At 56.6% G+C, this 13990-nt stretch carries 12 protein-coding genes; 7 read left to right on the top strand and 5 right to left on the bottom strand.

Annotation, left to right across the window (positions count from 1 at the left end; translation table 11 throughout):
* Positions 1-178: 178 nt before the first annotated feature.
* Both AC2FLP_RS08590 and AC2FLP_RS08585 read left to right on the top strand, forming a co-directional pair.
* On the top strand, positions 179-1918 hold the full coding sequence (locus tag AC2FLP_RS08590; protein ID WP_496682983.1) for a type I secretion system permease/ATPase: 1740 nt from the start codon (positions 179-181) through the stop codon (positions 1916-1918).
* Positions 1918-3234, top strand: a complete 1317-nt coding sequence (locus AC2FLP_RS08585; RefSeq protein ID WP_117873330.1) for an HlyD family type I secretion periplasmic adaptor subunit — start codon at positions 1918-1920, stop codon at positions 3232-3234. Before AC2FLP_RS08590 ends, AC2FLP_RS08585 begins: the two co-directional genes overlap by 1 nt.
* An 11-nt stretch (positions 3235-3245) precedes the next feature.
* Here the strand turns inward: AC2FLP_RS08585 and AC2FLP_RS08580 are convergent, their stop codons facing one another.
* Genes AC2FLP_RS08580 through AC2FLP_RS08570 form a run of 3 tightly spaced genes read right to left on the bottom strand, consistent with a single transcriptional unit; the run spans position 3246 to position 6257 of the window.
* On the bottom strand, positions 3246-4253 hold the full coding sequence (locus AC2FLP_RS08580) for an ABC transporter substrate-binding protein (protein ID WP_496682986.1): 1008 nt from the start codon (positions 4251-4253) through the stop codon (positions 3246-3248).
* On the bottom strand, positions 4232-5599 hold the full coding sequence (locus tag AC2FLP_RS08575; RefSeq protein ID WP_496682988.1) for a sensor histidine kinase: 1368 nt from the start codon (positions 5597-5599) through the stop codon (positions 4232-4234). Before AC2FLP_RS08575 ends, AC2FLP_RS08580 begins: the two co-directional genes overlap by 22 nt.
* A complete protein-coding gene (locus AC2FLP_RS08570) occupies positions 5589-6257 on the bottom strand; it encodes a response regulator transcription factor (protein ID WP_117873333.1) in 669 nt (222 codons plus the stop codon). The genes AC2FLP_RS08575 and AC2FLP_RS08570 overlap by 11 nt, the downstream gene beginning before the upstream one ends.
* 108 nt (positions 6258-6365) lie before the next feature.
* On the opposite strand from AC2FLP_RS08570, the gene AC2FLP_RS08565 reads away from it, so the two are divergent.
* The 5 genes from AC2FLP_RS08565 (at position 6366) to AC2FLP_RS08545 (ending at position 11350) form a co-directional block, all read left to right on the top strand.
* A complete protein-coding gene (locus AC2FLP_RS08565; RefSeq protein WP_299640930.1) occupies positions 6366-7346 on the top strand; it encodes a Bug family tripartite tricarboxylate transporter substrate binding protein in 981 nt (326 codons plus the stop codon).
* A gap of 67 nt (positions 7347-7413) precedes the next feature.
* The gene (locus AC2FLP_RS08560; protein ID WP_117873337.1) at positions 7414-7896 is read left to right on the top strand and encodes a tripartite tricarboxylate transporter TctB family protein; all 483 of its coding nucleotides are present in this window, start codon (positions 7414-7416) and stop codon (positions 7894-7896) included.
* A 1-nt stretch (position 7897) separates the two neighbouring features.
* Positions 7898-9409 (top strand): tripartite tricarboxylate transporter permease, encoded by a 1512-nt coding sequence (locus tag AC2FLP_RS08555; RefSeq protein ID WP_299640935.1) that lies wholly within the window; start codon positions 7898-7900, stop codon positions 9407-9409.
* Complete coding sequence (locus AC2FLP_RS08550) at positions 9402-10586, top strand: CaiB/BaiF CoA transferase family protein (RefSeq protein WP_496682991.1); 1185 nt, start codon at positions 9402-9404, stop codon at positions 10584-10586. Before AC2FLP_RS08555 ends, AC2FLP_RS08550 begins: the two co-directional genes overlap by 8 nt.
* On the top strand, positions 10583-11350 hold the full coding sequence (locus tag AC2FLP_RS08545) for a citryl-CoA lyase (RefSeq protein WP_117873341.1): 768 nt from the start codon (positions 10583-10585) through the stop codon (positions 11348-11350). The genes AC2FLP_RS08550 and AC2FLP_RS08545 overlap by 4 nt, the downstream gene beginning before the upstream one ends.
* Before the next feature lie 4 nt (positions 11351-11354).
* Here AC2FLP_RS08545 and AC2FLP_RS08540 read toward each other — a convergent pair whose 3' ends face one another.
* Together AC2FLP_RS08540 and AC2FLP_RS08535 are read right to left on the bottom strand one after the other, a co-directional pair.
* On the bottom strand, positions 11355-12551 hold the full coding sequence (locus AC2FLP_RS08540; RefSeq protein ID WP_299898201.1) for an acetate/propionate family kinase: 1197 nt from the start codon (positions 12549-12551) through the stop codon (positions 11355-11357).
* Positions 12548-13945: a bifunctional enoyl-CoA hydratase/phosphate acetyltransferase gene (locus AC2FLP_RS08535; RefSeq protein WP_299898203.1), complete on the bottom strand. Its 1398-nt coding sequence runs from the start codon at positions 13943-13945 to the stop codon at positions 12548-12550. The genes AC2FLP_RS08540 and AC2FLP_RS08535 overlap by 4 nt, the downstream gene beginning before the upstream one ends.
* Positions 13946-13990: the final 45 nt, after the last annotated feature.

Below are 13990 nucleotides of genomic sequence, written 5' to 3'. Positions count from 1 at the left end.
ATGCGATAGTGGCGCAAAACACAAATGTTATGACATTCTTTTTGGCATTGGCCAAAAAGTGCCCTTTCCTGTGCATGGTCTGCGGTTTCTTGCTCAAAAAAACATGTGCAAACTTGGCAACGCTGAACTAACTTTCTAAATGCGGCGTTGCCTTCCGGAATGATGTGGATTTAAAACTGTGAAACCTCAACACCGCGTATCAGCGGCCCCTCGCCATGAATTGCGCAAAGTGCGCAATCAGGGCATCGCCTTTCTGGCCTTGGCGTTTTTGTTCAGCATCTTCGTTAACCTGCTCATGCTCACAGGTCCCCTGTTCATGTTGCAGGTATATGACCGGGTTCTTGGCTCGCGAGCGGTTGAAACTCTGACCGCACTGTTTTTGCTCGTCGCATTGCTTTATGCGCTGATGGCTATGCTCGATTATGCGCGTGGTCGCATCGTTGCCCGCTTTGGCGCTCGGTTCCAGTCGCAACTGGATGAACGCGTTTTCGAAGCCACATTGCGCCGATCCCTGGTGCCTCAGGTGCGATCAGCTCCGGCGACCGCACTGCGAGATCTGGAGGCCATTCGTACCTTGTGTTCTTCGCCCGTATTGCTTGCAGTGATGGATATTCCGTGGACGCCCGTTTTCCTCGGGGCAATTTTCCTGTTTCATCCACTGCTTGGCTGGTTGGCAGTTGCAAGCGGCTTGCTACTGGTAACGATTGCACTGCTTAACCAGGCCCTGACCAGCCGAAAGGTGGCCGCTGCGCAATCAGCAGCGGCACGAGCGAATGCTTTCTCTGAGCAGGCGCGGCAAGCGGCGGAAGTTGTGCGTTCTCAGGGAATGCAGGCGGACGTCACCAAGCGGTGGTTGAACCAGCGTACGGATGCTTTGCGTCAAAGCATTTCTGCCAGTGACTGGACCGGTAGCTTCACGTCGCTGACTAAATCGCTTCGGCTATTTCTTCAATCGGCCATGCTGGCTCTGGGCGCGTGGCTGGTTCTGCAAAACGAAATGACTCCGGGTGCGATGATTGCAGGCTCGATCCTTTTGGGGCGTGCCTTGGCACCGGTCGAGCAGGCTGTCGGCCAATGGGGATTGATCGAACGGGCACGCACGTCCTGGATCTCTCTGACCCGGTTTCTGGACCAGACACCGCCGGAAGAACAGCGGATACGTTTGCCGATCCCCAAGTCGCAACTGGAAGCCAAATCCCTGACAGTAATCCCTCCGGGCGCTTCTGCGCCAACGTTGCGGAATGTGAACTTGAAACTGGAACCGGGAAAGGCGCTTGGTGTCATCGGAAAAAGCGGATCGGGCAAGACGACCCTAGCCAAGGCATTGCTTGGGCTTTGGAGGCCTGCAGCCGGCGAGATCCGGTTGGGCGGCGCCACTTTGGACCAATACGATCCAAACGATCTGGGCAGCCATATCGGGTACTTGCCGCAGCAGGTCACTCTGTTTAACGGAACCGTTGCTGAGAACATTGCGCGGATGTCGGAAAACCCGGATTCCGAGGCGGTGGTTGCGGCGGCCAAAAAGGCCAATGCACACGAACTGATCCTGTCATTGGAAAAAGGCTATGGCACATTCCTTGAGGGCAATGACAGTCAGTTGTCGGGCGGTCAGAAACAGCGCATAGCGTTAGCCCGCGCGCTATATGGCGATCCGGTCTTGCTCATTCTTGACGAGCCGAACTCGGCCCTGGACGCAGACGGCACCGAAGCCTTGAATGCGGCCGTGCGTGGCCTCAAGGCGGCAGGAAAAGGCGCCATCATTATGACGCATCGCCCGCAGGCCATTTCGGAATGTGACGATCTGGCCGTCGTCGAAAAAGGCCAAGTGGTCAGGTTCGGCAGTCGCGATGAGGTTCTGAACGCAATGGTCCAGAATGCGGGCGCGATTAAGCGCAAGCTCAGCCCCGTAGGTGAATAATGGCGAAAAAATCTACTAAAAAGCCGCTGCCAGTCTGGGGCATCAAAACTCCTGCGTTTGTAGGATTTCTTGCCCTTGGCATTCTGGTTGGCGGATTGGGGCTTTGGTCCGTGAAAACGCGGCTGGCCGGAGCAATTGTTTCTCCGGGTGTAATCGAAGTGCAGAGCAATCGTCAGGTCGTTGAACATCCAGACGGCGGCGTGGTTGGCGAGATTTTCGTGCGCGACGGTGATGGAGTCGCCTCGGGCGATTTGCTTTTGCGGTTGGATGACACGTTTATGTCGTCGGAACAGACTATTGTAGAGTCTCAACTCTTTGATCTGCTGGCCCGCCGTGCCCGGCTTGAGGCCGAACGGGACGGTTTGACATCCGAAGACTTGGCGGCACGCCTAGCCGAAGTTCAAAAAGAAAACAACATTGATCCCGACCTGATTGAGGGACAACAGAACCTGTTTGATGCCCGCCTGGAAACTCTGTCCAAGCAGGATGAGCAGCTGCGCAAACAGCTGGTTCAGATCGAAAGCGAGATTGAAGGCACACAGGCTCAGTTGGTCTCATTGCGCCGCCAGACCGAGTTGATTGAGGCGGAGTTGGAAGATCAGCAAAGCCTGTTGAGCAGGGGTTTGACGCAGAACAGCCGGGTTCTGGCGCTGCAACGGGAAGAGGCCAGCCTTACAGGTGAAATCGGCAAGTTGGAAGCGGCTGTCGCGCGACTGAAGGGACAGATTGCGTCTACCGAGATTCAGATTGTCGAACTGACCGCGACCCGACGGGAAGAAGCAATTACCACTTTGCGGGACGCTCAGGCACAGGTAGCGGAACTGTGGGAGCGTCGCCTGTCCTTGGCAGAGCGTTTGACCAGGCTGGAAATCCGTGCGCCTGTCAGTGGAACTGTCTACGGCAGTCAGGTCTTTGCATTGCAATCCGTCATTCAGCCGGGCGAACCTATGATGTATGTGGTTCCGCAGGACACGCCGCTACTGGTTGCTGCGCGGGTCGATGCAATCCATGTGGATCAATTGCATGTTGGGCAACCCGTTGCCCTGCGGTTCCCGGCGTTCAATCAACGCGAAACGCCCGAACTTGAGGGACAGGTCAACAACGTCTCAGCGGACACGTTCACGGATGAACAGTCTGGTTTCACCTTTTACCGCGCCGAGGTAGTGCTGAATGACGGTGAGATCGACCGGCTCAATGGTCAGGAACTATTGCCGGGCATGCCGGTTGAGACACTGATCAAGACCGATGAACGCACACCGTTGTCCTACCTTGTGAAACCAATGGCGGACTACTTCAATCGCGCGTTTCGCGAATGATGCGGACGCGGTTATCGCTGGATAACCGCGTTTTCCCATTCAGCCAGAAAACGGCGGCGTTTCAGCTTGTCCAGAAATGTCATGAGGGCCGGGTCCAGCCCAATCGTTTCGCGGTCAGTGCCAGTCTCGTGTGTTGCCAAGGGTGGCAAGGTAACGCGGTCGCCTACCCGCTCGGTTTGGTTGGAAATCAGGTGTTTGAGAAAAGACGTGGCAGCGTCCGGTTGAGGGGTGCCATTCAATACCATCGCTGTACGCATCATGGTTGTCTGAAAATCTGATGGCAGGATGATTTCCACGGTGTCCTTGCTTCCGGCGCGGGCTTCGGCATAGCTGCCCAGAACATTGTAAGCCACCGCAATCTCTCCATTGACGAGGTCATCAATCATATCTGCCGAACAACAGTACAGGCGCACGTCCAATCCACCCATTACCTCCATGAGCCGCCAATAGGTCTCAGACGCACGGGCATCCTGTGTTGCGAACAGGTAACCCAGACCGGATTGACGGATATCATAGGTACCTACTCGGCCCCGAAAATCATCGGGGTGCATACGAAGGATTTCAATCAGTTGTTGCCGGGTCTCTGGGATATGGCCACCGGCAAAGGCCGCCCGGTTGACCATTATGGTCGCGGGTTCAGAGGTGAAAGCGAAAAGGCTTTGATGCCATTGCGCCCAGGATGGCAGTGATATGTCGTCAATGATGCGCCCAAATCCATCGTTTGCCAGCTTCAGTTGCAGATCCATCGCACTGGAGATTACGACATCAAAATCTTCGGGCGCGGCACGGACTATTCGGTCAATATCCGCGGTGCCTGTCACCATGTATTCAACAGAGATACCGGGGTTTTCTTCGATAAAATCGGCGATCAATGGCTTGAACAGAAAGGTGTCCGTGCTTGAGATGACGCGAAGACGCACCTCATCCGTCGAGGCGTTGAAAACCTGCCTGTCCTCCCAGATCTGGGCGACAGCAACGACAGGAAGACTGAAGAAGATCAAAGCGATAAAATTACGCAAGCGCCGCCCCCTTGCCGATTGGCCAGTTCCAGTGTGCCGCCATGGGCAGTTGCGACGTCCTGAACGATTGTAAGGCCCAATCCCGATCCGATGGTACCGCTTGCGTTCTGCCCGCGTTCAAAGCGGCGTGTCAGCGTATCGATTTCGTTTGGGTGAAACCCCGACCCACGGTCTTTGACGATTATCTGAATGTGCGGTTCTGAAACAACCTCTATGCGGACAAAACTGTCCGCAGGAGCATATTTCAGAGCATTGTCGATCATGTTTCGCACAGCGTTTTGAACAAGAATGGGGTCACCTGAATAGGAAACCTTTGGATCGCCGCTCAGGGAAAGTGACAAGTCCTTCATCTCGGCTATTGGCGTCAGGCGTTGCACCAGATCATGGACCAAAGCGTTGAGATCAATGTCTTCGCGCTCCAGATGATCGGCACGGAACGTGATCATCGCGTGGTCCAGCAATTGCCCCGCCGCGCGCGAACTTTCATCAATGGCCCGCACCATTGAGCGCAAAGCTTCTCGGTTTTCTTCCTTTTCGACCCTCTGCAAGGTGGCATCGGCGTAAGATCGGACTGTTGCCAGAGGGGTACGTACCCGATGAGCAGCCTCGGCGATAAAGTCTTCCGATTGGCTCAGCGACTGATCCAGTCGCCCCATCAATGAATTCAACGACGCCACCAACGGAGCCATTTCGCGGGGTACGGGTTTTTTAAACGGGCTCAGGTCCTGCGGGCCGCGCCGCGTGACAGAAGTCGTAAGCCTGTTCAATTGGCCGATAGTGGATGAAGTTGCCCAAAACGACAGTGCTGCGGCAAGGGCAAAAAAACTGATGCCCAATACCGCTGCGTTGCGTGAAATCTGGTCCAGGGTTTCCGCAAGCGCATCCTGTGTTTGGCCCAATGCGACCTCGATGACGGATTGTTTGTTCAGGCCCACAAGGGTCCGCCGCGCGCTGACTTGACGGATAGTTTCACCCCGTATCTCACTTGATCGAAAGCTCCACTTGCTGTCTAATTGCCCAGTGATCGGCGGCAGATCTTCGTATCCGGACAGAAACACGCCATCCTGAAAAATCGCATAGAAAACCCTGTCATCGGATGGCGTGCTTAGCATTGCGAAGGCTGCGTATGGAATATCAACCTCCAATTGTCCGTCACGCAAGGCGGCCGCGTCCAGAATTGAAGTGACCGACGCCCCGAGGATGTTGTCTTGTCCTTGTTGCGCGACCTGTGCGGCATAGTTGCGAACCGCGACAAACAGAAGAAACGCAAGGATCGCGGCACCACCAATCAAAGTCAGAACCAACCTGTTCCGAAGCGATCCTGACACATGAGGATCAGGAGGCATGATCCAGCCTGTAACCAAGACCGCGGAGCGTGGTGATCTTCAGGTCCGAAGGTTCAAGATGTTTGCGAAGGCGGCCAACGTAAACCTCGATGGCATTGTCCGAGACGTCGTCATCATAAGAAAAAAGCCGATCCGTGAGCTTTTGTTTCGAAAACACCTGTCCCGGCGCACTGATGAACAGTTCCAGAAGGCGCAGTTCACGGTTGCGCAACGAAACAGTCTCATCTCCGACAGTCAGATGACCTGCCAAAGGGTCAAAGACTATGCCACCCACTTCTATCGTAGTCCTGGCATTCCCGGATTTGCGGCGCAGGACGGCGCGGCAGCGAGCCTCAAGTTCGGCATGATCGAAAGGCTTGGTGACGTAATCGTCGGCCCCCAGATCCAGCGAGCCGATTCGATCCGAGACCTGGCTGCGTGCCGTCAAAATAATCACCGGGGTGTCCAGATGGCCTGCGCGATGCCGTTTCAGAAAGTCGCGGCCGTCCCCATCCGGTAACATGATATCCAGCAGGATAAGGTCGTATTCCTGTGTTTCTGCAAAAGCGGTCGCCTCATCTAGTTTAGACGCGTGATCAACCACATGACCGTCCAACCTCATGCGGGAACAGATGGCATTCGCCAGATCAATATTGTCTTCCACAAGCAGGAATTTCATGGGGTTTTTGCTAATTTTTCGCTCGTGACAGGTTGATGTCAGGTTGATGTGTTTTTGTTCTACCCAATCTGCGCCGCTATGCGGCCGGTTGTCAAATGGGAGGACATCATGACGACATTCACACTGGGCCGTCGCGCCCTGATCGCAGCTGTGGCTGCTTTTGGTCTGGCCGGGCCATCTCTGGCTGAAGAGCAGGTCGTGGACAGCATCCACTTTCTGATCCCCGGTGGCGCCGGTGGCGGCTGGGACGGTACCGCGCGCGGCACGGGCGAAGCGCTGACAAAAGCGGGTCTCGTAGGCACGGCGTCATACGAAAACATGTCGGGTGGTGGTGGCGGCAAAGCCATTGGGTTCCTGATCGAAAATGCCGACAGCAACCATGGCACGCTGATGGTGAACTCCACGCCGATCGTTATCCGCTCATTGACCGGTGTATTCCCTCACAACTTCCGCGATCTGACGCTGGTTTCGGGCACTATCGGTGACTATGCCGCAATCGTCGTGGGCAAAGACAGTCCAATCAACTCGATGGAAGACCTGCTTGCCGCTTTTGATGCCGACCCAAGCGGCACTGCGATCGGTGGCGGTTCTGTTCCCGGCGGCATGGACCATCTGGTCGCCGCTATGGTGATGGAAGCAGCGGGTAAAGACGCGCTTGGCGTGAAGTACATCCCCTATGATGCGGGCGGCAAAGCCATGGCGGCCCTGCTGTCGGGTGAGATCGCAGCCCTGTCCACCGGTTTCTCGGAAGCGGTCGATCTGGCAAACGCGGGTGAAGTCAAGATTATCGGCGTGACGTCAGAGGAACGCGTTGATGCGGCTCCTGACGCGATGACGATGAAGGAACAAGGTATCGATACCACGTTTGTGAACTGGCGCGGCTTTTTCGGGGCCCCCGGTCTACCCGAAGACAAGCTGGCTGCCTACCAGGAAGCGATTGCCAAGATGTATGACACACCGGAATGGGAAGAGGTTCGTGCACGCAATGGTTGGGTCAACATCCACAACTCGGGCGCTGACTTCCAGTCGTTCCTGGAGCAGCAGGAACAGCAGATCGGCGATCTGATGAAAAAGCTGGGCTTCCTCTGAGCCCTTATTCAGGCAGAGCGGGCACACCGCTCTGCCTCCTCACGAACAAGAGCAGGGAGGGGGTCTCATGGCGCTGGATCGCTGGATCGCACTCATTCTTCTGGGTGTGTGTTTGACATATGGCTACGCCGCTTGGTTCACGATGGATGGCGGTCTGCCCCCTTTCATGCAGAGAAACCCAATTTGGCCCAGTACCTTCCCCAAAGTGCTGTCGGTTCTGGGTATCATCACCACCACGATCATTTTGCTGGGCTTTGAAAAGACGGAACCAAAGGAAGCCGATATCGATTATCGGCGGTTGGGAGAATACCACCTTGATCAGGCGCTTATGCTACTGGCCTTGATGGTCGTCTACGCGCTTTGCCTACGCCCTGTCGGGTTTCTGATCTCGACTTCGGCCTTTCTGATCCTCGGGTCTTTCATTCTGGGTGAGCGGAAATGGCACGTCATGCTGCTCGTCGCGCTGATCGCCACCGGCTCGGTCTGGTATCTGGTTCAGGAAGTTCTTGGCATCTACATGCGCCCATTGCCGGGCATTTTCGGAGGCTGACATGCTCGAAGGACTACTGATCGGCCTGCAAACGGCCTTCTCACTTCAGAACCTGCTGATGGTCATCGCAGGGTGCCTGATCGGTACTTTCATCGGCATGCTTCCGGGTCTTGGGCCGATGTCGATCATCGCCATCATGATCCCGGTCGCGATTTCCATGGGCGACCCGTCCGCAGCGCTGATCTTGCTGGCCGGTGTGTATTACGGTGCCATCTTTGGCGGTTCGACGTCTTCTATCCTTCTTAATGCGCCGGGGGTCGCGGGGACCGTGGCTTCCAGCTTTGACGGCTACCCAATGGCCCGCCAGGGCAAAGCAGGCAAGGCGTTGACAATTGCTGCTATTGCAAGTTTTGCCGGCGGTACGATCGGGGCCATTTTGTTGATGGTCTTTGCCCCTGCTCTGTCCTCGGTGGCGCTGTTGTTCCACTCGGCCGAGTATTTCGCGCTCATGGTCGTGGGCCTGTCCGCAATCGCAGCCTTCGCAGGTACAGGTCAAGTGGCCAAGGCGGTCATCATGACGCTTGTTGGGTTGATCATGGCAACAGTTGGTGAAGGCGCATTGTTCAACTTGCCGCGTTTCACCATGGGTATCATGGACCTGCAATCGGGCTTTGGCTTCATCACGCTTGCCATGGCCATGTTCGCCTTGCCCGAAGCGCTGTTTCTGGTGCTCAAACCAAAGGATCTTCAGGGAGATGACGGCGAGATCAAAGACCTGCGCATCACAGGCAGTGAAGCCAAGGCCATCGCGCCTGTGATCGGCCGTCAATCGGTACAGGGGTTCTTCATCGGGGTTCTTCCCGGCGCAGGCGCAACGATTGCCAGCTTCCTCGGCTACGCGGTCGAGCGCAACATTGCCCCTAAAGAGGAACAGGAAGAATTCGGCAAAGGGTCAATAAAGGGTCTGGCAGCGCCCGAAACGGCCAACAATGCGGCATGTACCGGTTCTTTCGTGCCGCTGCTGACGCTGGGCATTCCCGGGTCTGGCACCACCGCGATCTTGCTTGGCGCTTTGATTGCCCTGAACGTGACACCTGGCCCACGCCTGATGCTGGACGAGCCACAGATTTTCTGGGCCGTGATCATGTCAATGTTCATCGGCAACCTTGTCCTGCTGATCCTGAACCTGCCGCTGATCCCATATATTGCCAAGGTTCTCTCGGTTCCGCGCACTTACCTGATCCCCTTCATTCTGTTCTTCACCCTTATGGGGGCCTATATCGGGCAGAACAATGCGACTGAACTTTTGATACTCGTCGGCTTCGGTGTTTGCGCCACGGCGTTGAAATTTGCTGACTACCCGCTTGCGCCGCTGCTGATTGGCTTCATCCTTGGTGGCATGATGGAAGATAACTTCGCCCGGTCGATGCAGCTTTATGACGGCATCGCCTTCATCTGGGAGCGTCCAATGACGCTGGGTCTTCTGGTTATCGCAGCGCTATTGGTGCTTCTTCCCAGCTACCGCGCGCGCCGCGCACGGGCTCGGGCCGCAGGGGTTGCCGAAGGTGACTGAGCCGCTGGCAGGAATACGGGTTCTCGATCTGACGAATGTCCTCGCGGGTCCGTATTGCTGTTATCAACTGGCGCTCATGGGCGCTGAAGTGATCAAGGTCGAGCGCCCTGATGGCGGCGACCTTGCCCGCGTCCTGGGAGCTGATCCTGCCAGAAACAAGGCCGGTATGGGCGTCAGTTTTCTAGCGCAAAATGCTGAAAAAAAGTCCATCACGCTCAACATGAAAACAGAAAAGGGCAAAGTGCTGCTGAAGCGGCTTGTCCAGACCGCGGATGTTTTGGTGGAGAACTTTCGCCCCAGTGTAATGGATCGGCTTGGACTTGGATATGGCGTATTGCGCGATGTGAACCCCAACTTGATTTACTGCGCCATAAGCGGGTTCGGACAGGATGGTCCCCGCCGAGGCGATCCGGCATATGACCAGATCGTGCAGGGTATCAGTGGCGTGATGTCCGTCACCGGAGGACCAGACACTGCGCCCTATCGCGTTGGTTATCCATTGGCGGATACGGTCGGGGGGATGACGGCCGCGTTCGCGGTTTCTGCTGCCCTGAACGCTGATCCTCGGGGAACCTATCTGGATGTGGCGATGTCCGAGGCTGTGATCTCGACAATGGGTTGGGTCGTATCGAACTATCTGGTGGGTGGTGTCACTCCGGAAGCTCATGGCAACGAAAACACCACGTCAGCGCCGTCAGGAACATTTGAAACCTCTGATGGCCTCATCAACATTGCCGCCAACCGCGACGAGCAGTGGCAGGCACTGGCCCGTAATTTGGACCGCAAAGACCTGCTGGATCACCCGGACTACGAAACACGCGAAGACCGTAAGCGCAATCGCCACGCCCTGCGTGAGGCGCTGGAGGAAACCCTGCGGACCAGAGCGGCATCGGACTGGGTACGCGAACTCAACGCAATTGGAGTGCCAGCGGGGCAGGTATTGACCGTGCCCGAGGCGCTTGATGACGAACAACTTGCTGGTCGCGGCCTGATCGGGTCTTTGCAGGTGCAGGGTGAAGACATGAAACTTGCGGGAAGCCCTGTTGTATTGAATGGATTACGGCAAATGCCGCGCACCGCACCACCACAGCTCGGGGCGGACAATAGTGCGATCTGGTCTGAAATTGGGCTATCCTGCGCGGAAATTGACGCCTTGAGCAAGGAAGGCATCATATGAGCGATGTGTCCGATTGGTGGACGACTTCCATCATCGATATGGAACCGGGCCGGATCGACCTGCGAGGGGAGCCGATCCAGAATCTGATAGGGCATCTCAGCTTCGCGGAAATGATCTGGTTCATGGTACGGGGCGACCGACCATCTGGCGCGCAGGCCCGGTTGTTCGAGGCCGCGTTGGTCGCCGCCGTGGACCATGGACCTCAGGCGCCTTCCATCGCGACGGCGCGCATGGCCGTGACCTGTGGGCTGCCTCTCAACAACGCGATGGCCAGTGCCGTGAACATGTTGGGGGATATTCATGGTGGCGCTGGCGAGCAGGCCGTTGCCCTGTACCATTTCGTGGCGCAACATCCTGGCCGTTTGGAGCAGGCGCTGGATGAGTGGATAGAGAGCGAAGGAAAGATTTTGCCTGGCTTTGGCCACCGGTTCCACACCCCAACTGATCCCCGTGCACCGCGCCTGATGGCATTGGTTTCAGAGGCCGTGAAAAACGGGGCTTGCAATGGTCACTTTATGCGGATCGGGCAAGATATTGAGGCAGAACTGGCACGGCGCAAGGGGAAACCCGTTCCGATGAACATTGATGGGGCCACAGCGGTTATCTACGCCGAGCTTGGCTTTGCACCGCCGCTGGCGCGCGGTCTCTTCTGCCTGTCCCGATCTGTTGGCATTCTAGCCCATGCGTGGGAACAGATGCAGCAGGGAGGCCGGAACAAGGGACCGACCCCGCCTGCCTATCGCTGGACGTACACCGAAACGTAGGTCGCTAGGCAGTTCTGAGCCGAGGACGTTTGGCCAACAGATCTGCCGCTGCACGGGCAATAACCAGTTCTTCATTGGTCGGGATTGTCATGACCACGACGCGTGACAGGTCAGTTGAAATGATCCGGTCATTGTCCGCATTTGCGTCAGGATTCAGCTCGATGCCCAGCCATCCCATCCCCGAGCAAACCCGGTCACGCACCAGACGCGAGTTTTCCCCGATCCCACCGGTGAACACCAAGGCATCGATTCCGCCGAGAATGGCCGCCATTGCCCCAAGCTCGCGCCGAATACGGAAAGTGAAATAGCTGATCGCCTGACGGCTTTCGCGTGTGTCCGCCTTTTCCAGGGTGCGCATATCGTTGGACAACCCGGACAGACCCAGCAACCCCGACTTCCGGAACAATAGGTCTGAGATTTCGTCAGCGCTCAGCCCTTCCTGGGCCATCAGATACAGGACCACTCCGGGATCCAGTTGACCACAGCGTGTACCCATCGGCAGCCCGTCGAGGGCTGAAAACCCCATGGTCGAGCCCACTGATCGCCCTCCGATCATCGCACACATTGATGCACCATTGCCCAGATGGGCCACGACCACGCGTCCTTCGTGCAGAAGCGGCGCTGTTTTTGCCATGTGATCCGATATGTATTCATAGCTGAGCCCGTGAAAGCCATAGCGTCGAACACCTTTGTCGTAATACTCGCGCGGCAAGGCGAAAACGTCGTTCTCCCAAGGGTGATTGCGGTGAAAGGCCGTATCGAAACAGGCAATCTGAACCGCGTTTGGAAAACGTTCCATCGCCGCCCTGGCCCCGGCCAGATTGTGCGGCTGATGCAAAGGCGCAAACGGAGACAGCTTGTCCAGCGTTTGAATGGAAGCCTTGGTCAGCGGCACAGGTGCGTCAATGTCAGGTCCACCGTGGACAACACGATGCCCTACCGCAGTTACGTCGCAGTTAGGAAAAGAGCGGGCCAGCAGGTTCAAAACCCAGTCCAGGGCCGAGGCGTGATCACTGATTTCTCCGGCGGTGCCGCTGGCAAGGACACTTCCGTCGGAAGACTTTGCTTTAACAAGCGGTTCCTGTTCACCAATGTTCTCGACCGCACCGGTGCAAACCATGATTGGATCGTCTTCGGTTAGTTCAAACAAGCCAAATTTCATCGAAGACGATCCAGCGTTCAGTGTCACGACATGTGTCATGTGGGTGCTCCGGTGCGTGAAAGTGAGAAGGAGTCGTGCAGGGCTGCCACGGCGCAGGATGCAAGTCGAGCCTTGTCGTCATCGGCACGGCTGGTCAAAATGATGGGCGCTTTGGCCCCCATGACCACACCGGCCCCTTCTGCATTGGCGATATAGGTAAGTTGCTTGGCCATCATGTTCCCGGCGTCCAGATTGGGCACCACCAGAATATCCGTTTTGCCGGCAACATCAGACACGATCCCCTTGGACCGGGCAGCAGCAAGGCTGACCGCATTGTCCATGGCCAGAGGGCCGTCGACCAACCCACCCGTAATCTGGCCGCGTTCCGCCATTTTCGACAGCAGGGCCGCATCGACGGAAGATCGGATCGCCGGATTGACGGTTTCGATTGCAGAAAGAATACCTGCCCTGGGACTTTCGATCCCCAGCGACAAGGCCAAGTCGATTGCGTTCTGGACAATGTCAATCTTGGTTTCCAGATCCGGTTCGATATTGATCGCCGCGTCTGTCACCAAGAGTGGTCTGAGTTGTCCGGGCACATCCATGACAAAGACATGGGTAAAGCGGCGACCGGTGCGCAGGCCATTCTCGCGCCTGAGCGCGGCTTTTAACAGTTCGTCCGTATGCAGATGCCCTTTCATCAGCGCCTTTGCTCGACCTTCCGCAACAAGATCGACCGCCGTGTTGGCCGCGCTGAAATGATCACTCTGCGGTATGATTTCAATCCCTTCCAACGACGCTCCGATTTCGGCGGCAGCGTTGGCGATTTTGTCCGGGTCACCGATCAGAATGGGTGTGATGATCGTCTCATGCGCGGCCAACAGGGCTCCACTCAGGGCATTGGGCTCTTCCGGAGCCACAACAGCAGTAGACATAGGCGGCAGCGGGCGTACCTTTTCCAGCATGGCATCAAAATGACGATGACGTTTCACCACCAGCCCAGGCAAATCCAATTCGGCAAACACCATCTCTTTCTCCGGTGCGATCACGACGGCCTGCCCGCTGACGATCACGGCTCCGTCCGATGGGCGCGTAACGACCGTGTCAAAGACAACCTCCCGGTTTGGTCGCTTTTCCAAAACGGTGACTTTGGATACCAGCTCATCACCTGCATGCGCCCTTCCAACAAAGTCAAACCGCTGCGATTTGTAAAGCGTCCCTGCCCCCGGCAGAACGTTCCCCAAGACTGCCGAGATCAGGGCTCCCACGAACATTGCAGGTGCAACCGCTTCTTTGGTGTGGTCGCCGTCGCCGTCTTCGCTGGCTAGATGGAGAGGATTGTGATTGCCCGAATTGTTGGCGAACACATAGAAATCGTCGACCGAGCAAGTGCGGACCAACTCGGCGGTATCGCCGACCTGAAGCTTGTTGTAAGGCTTGTTGTGGTACTGCATGAACTATAGTTTCTGTTTCGATCCGTTTGGCGGCGCTGTGAACTC

The organism is Ruegeria sp. CDSA141, assembly GCF_059612005.1.
This window is presented reverse-complemented; position numbering and strand designations above follow the sequence as displayed.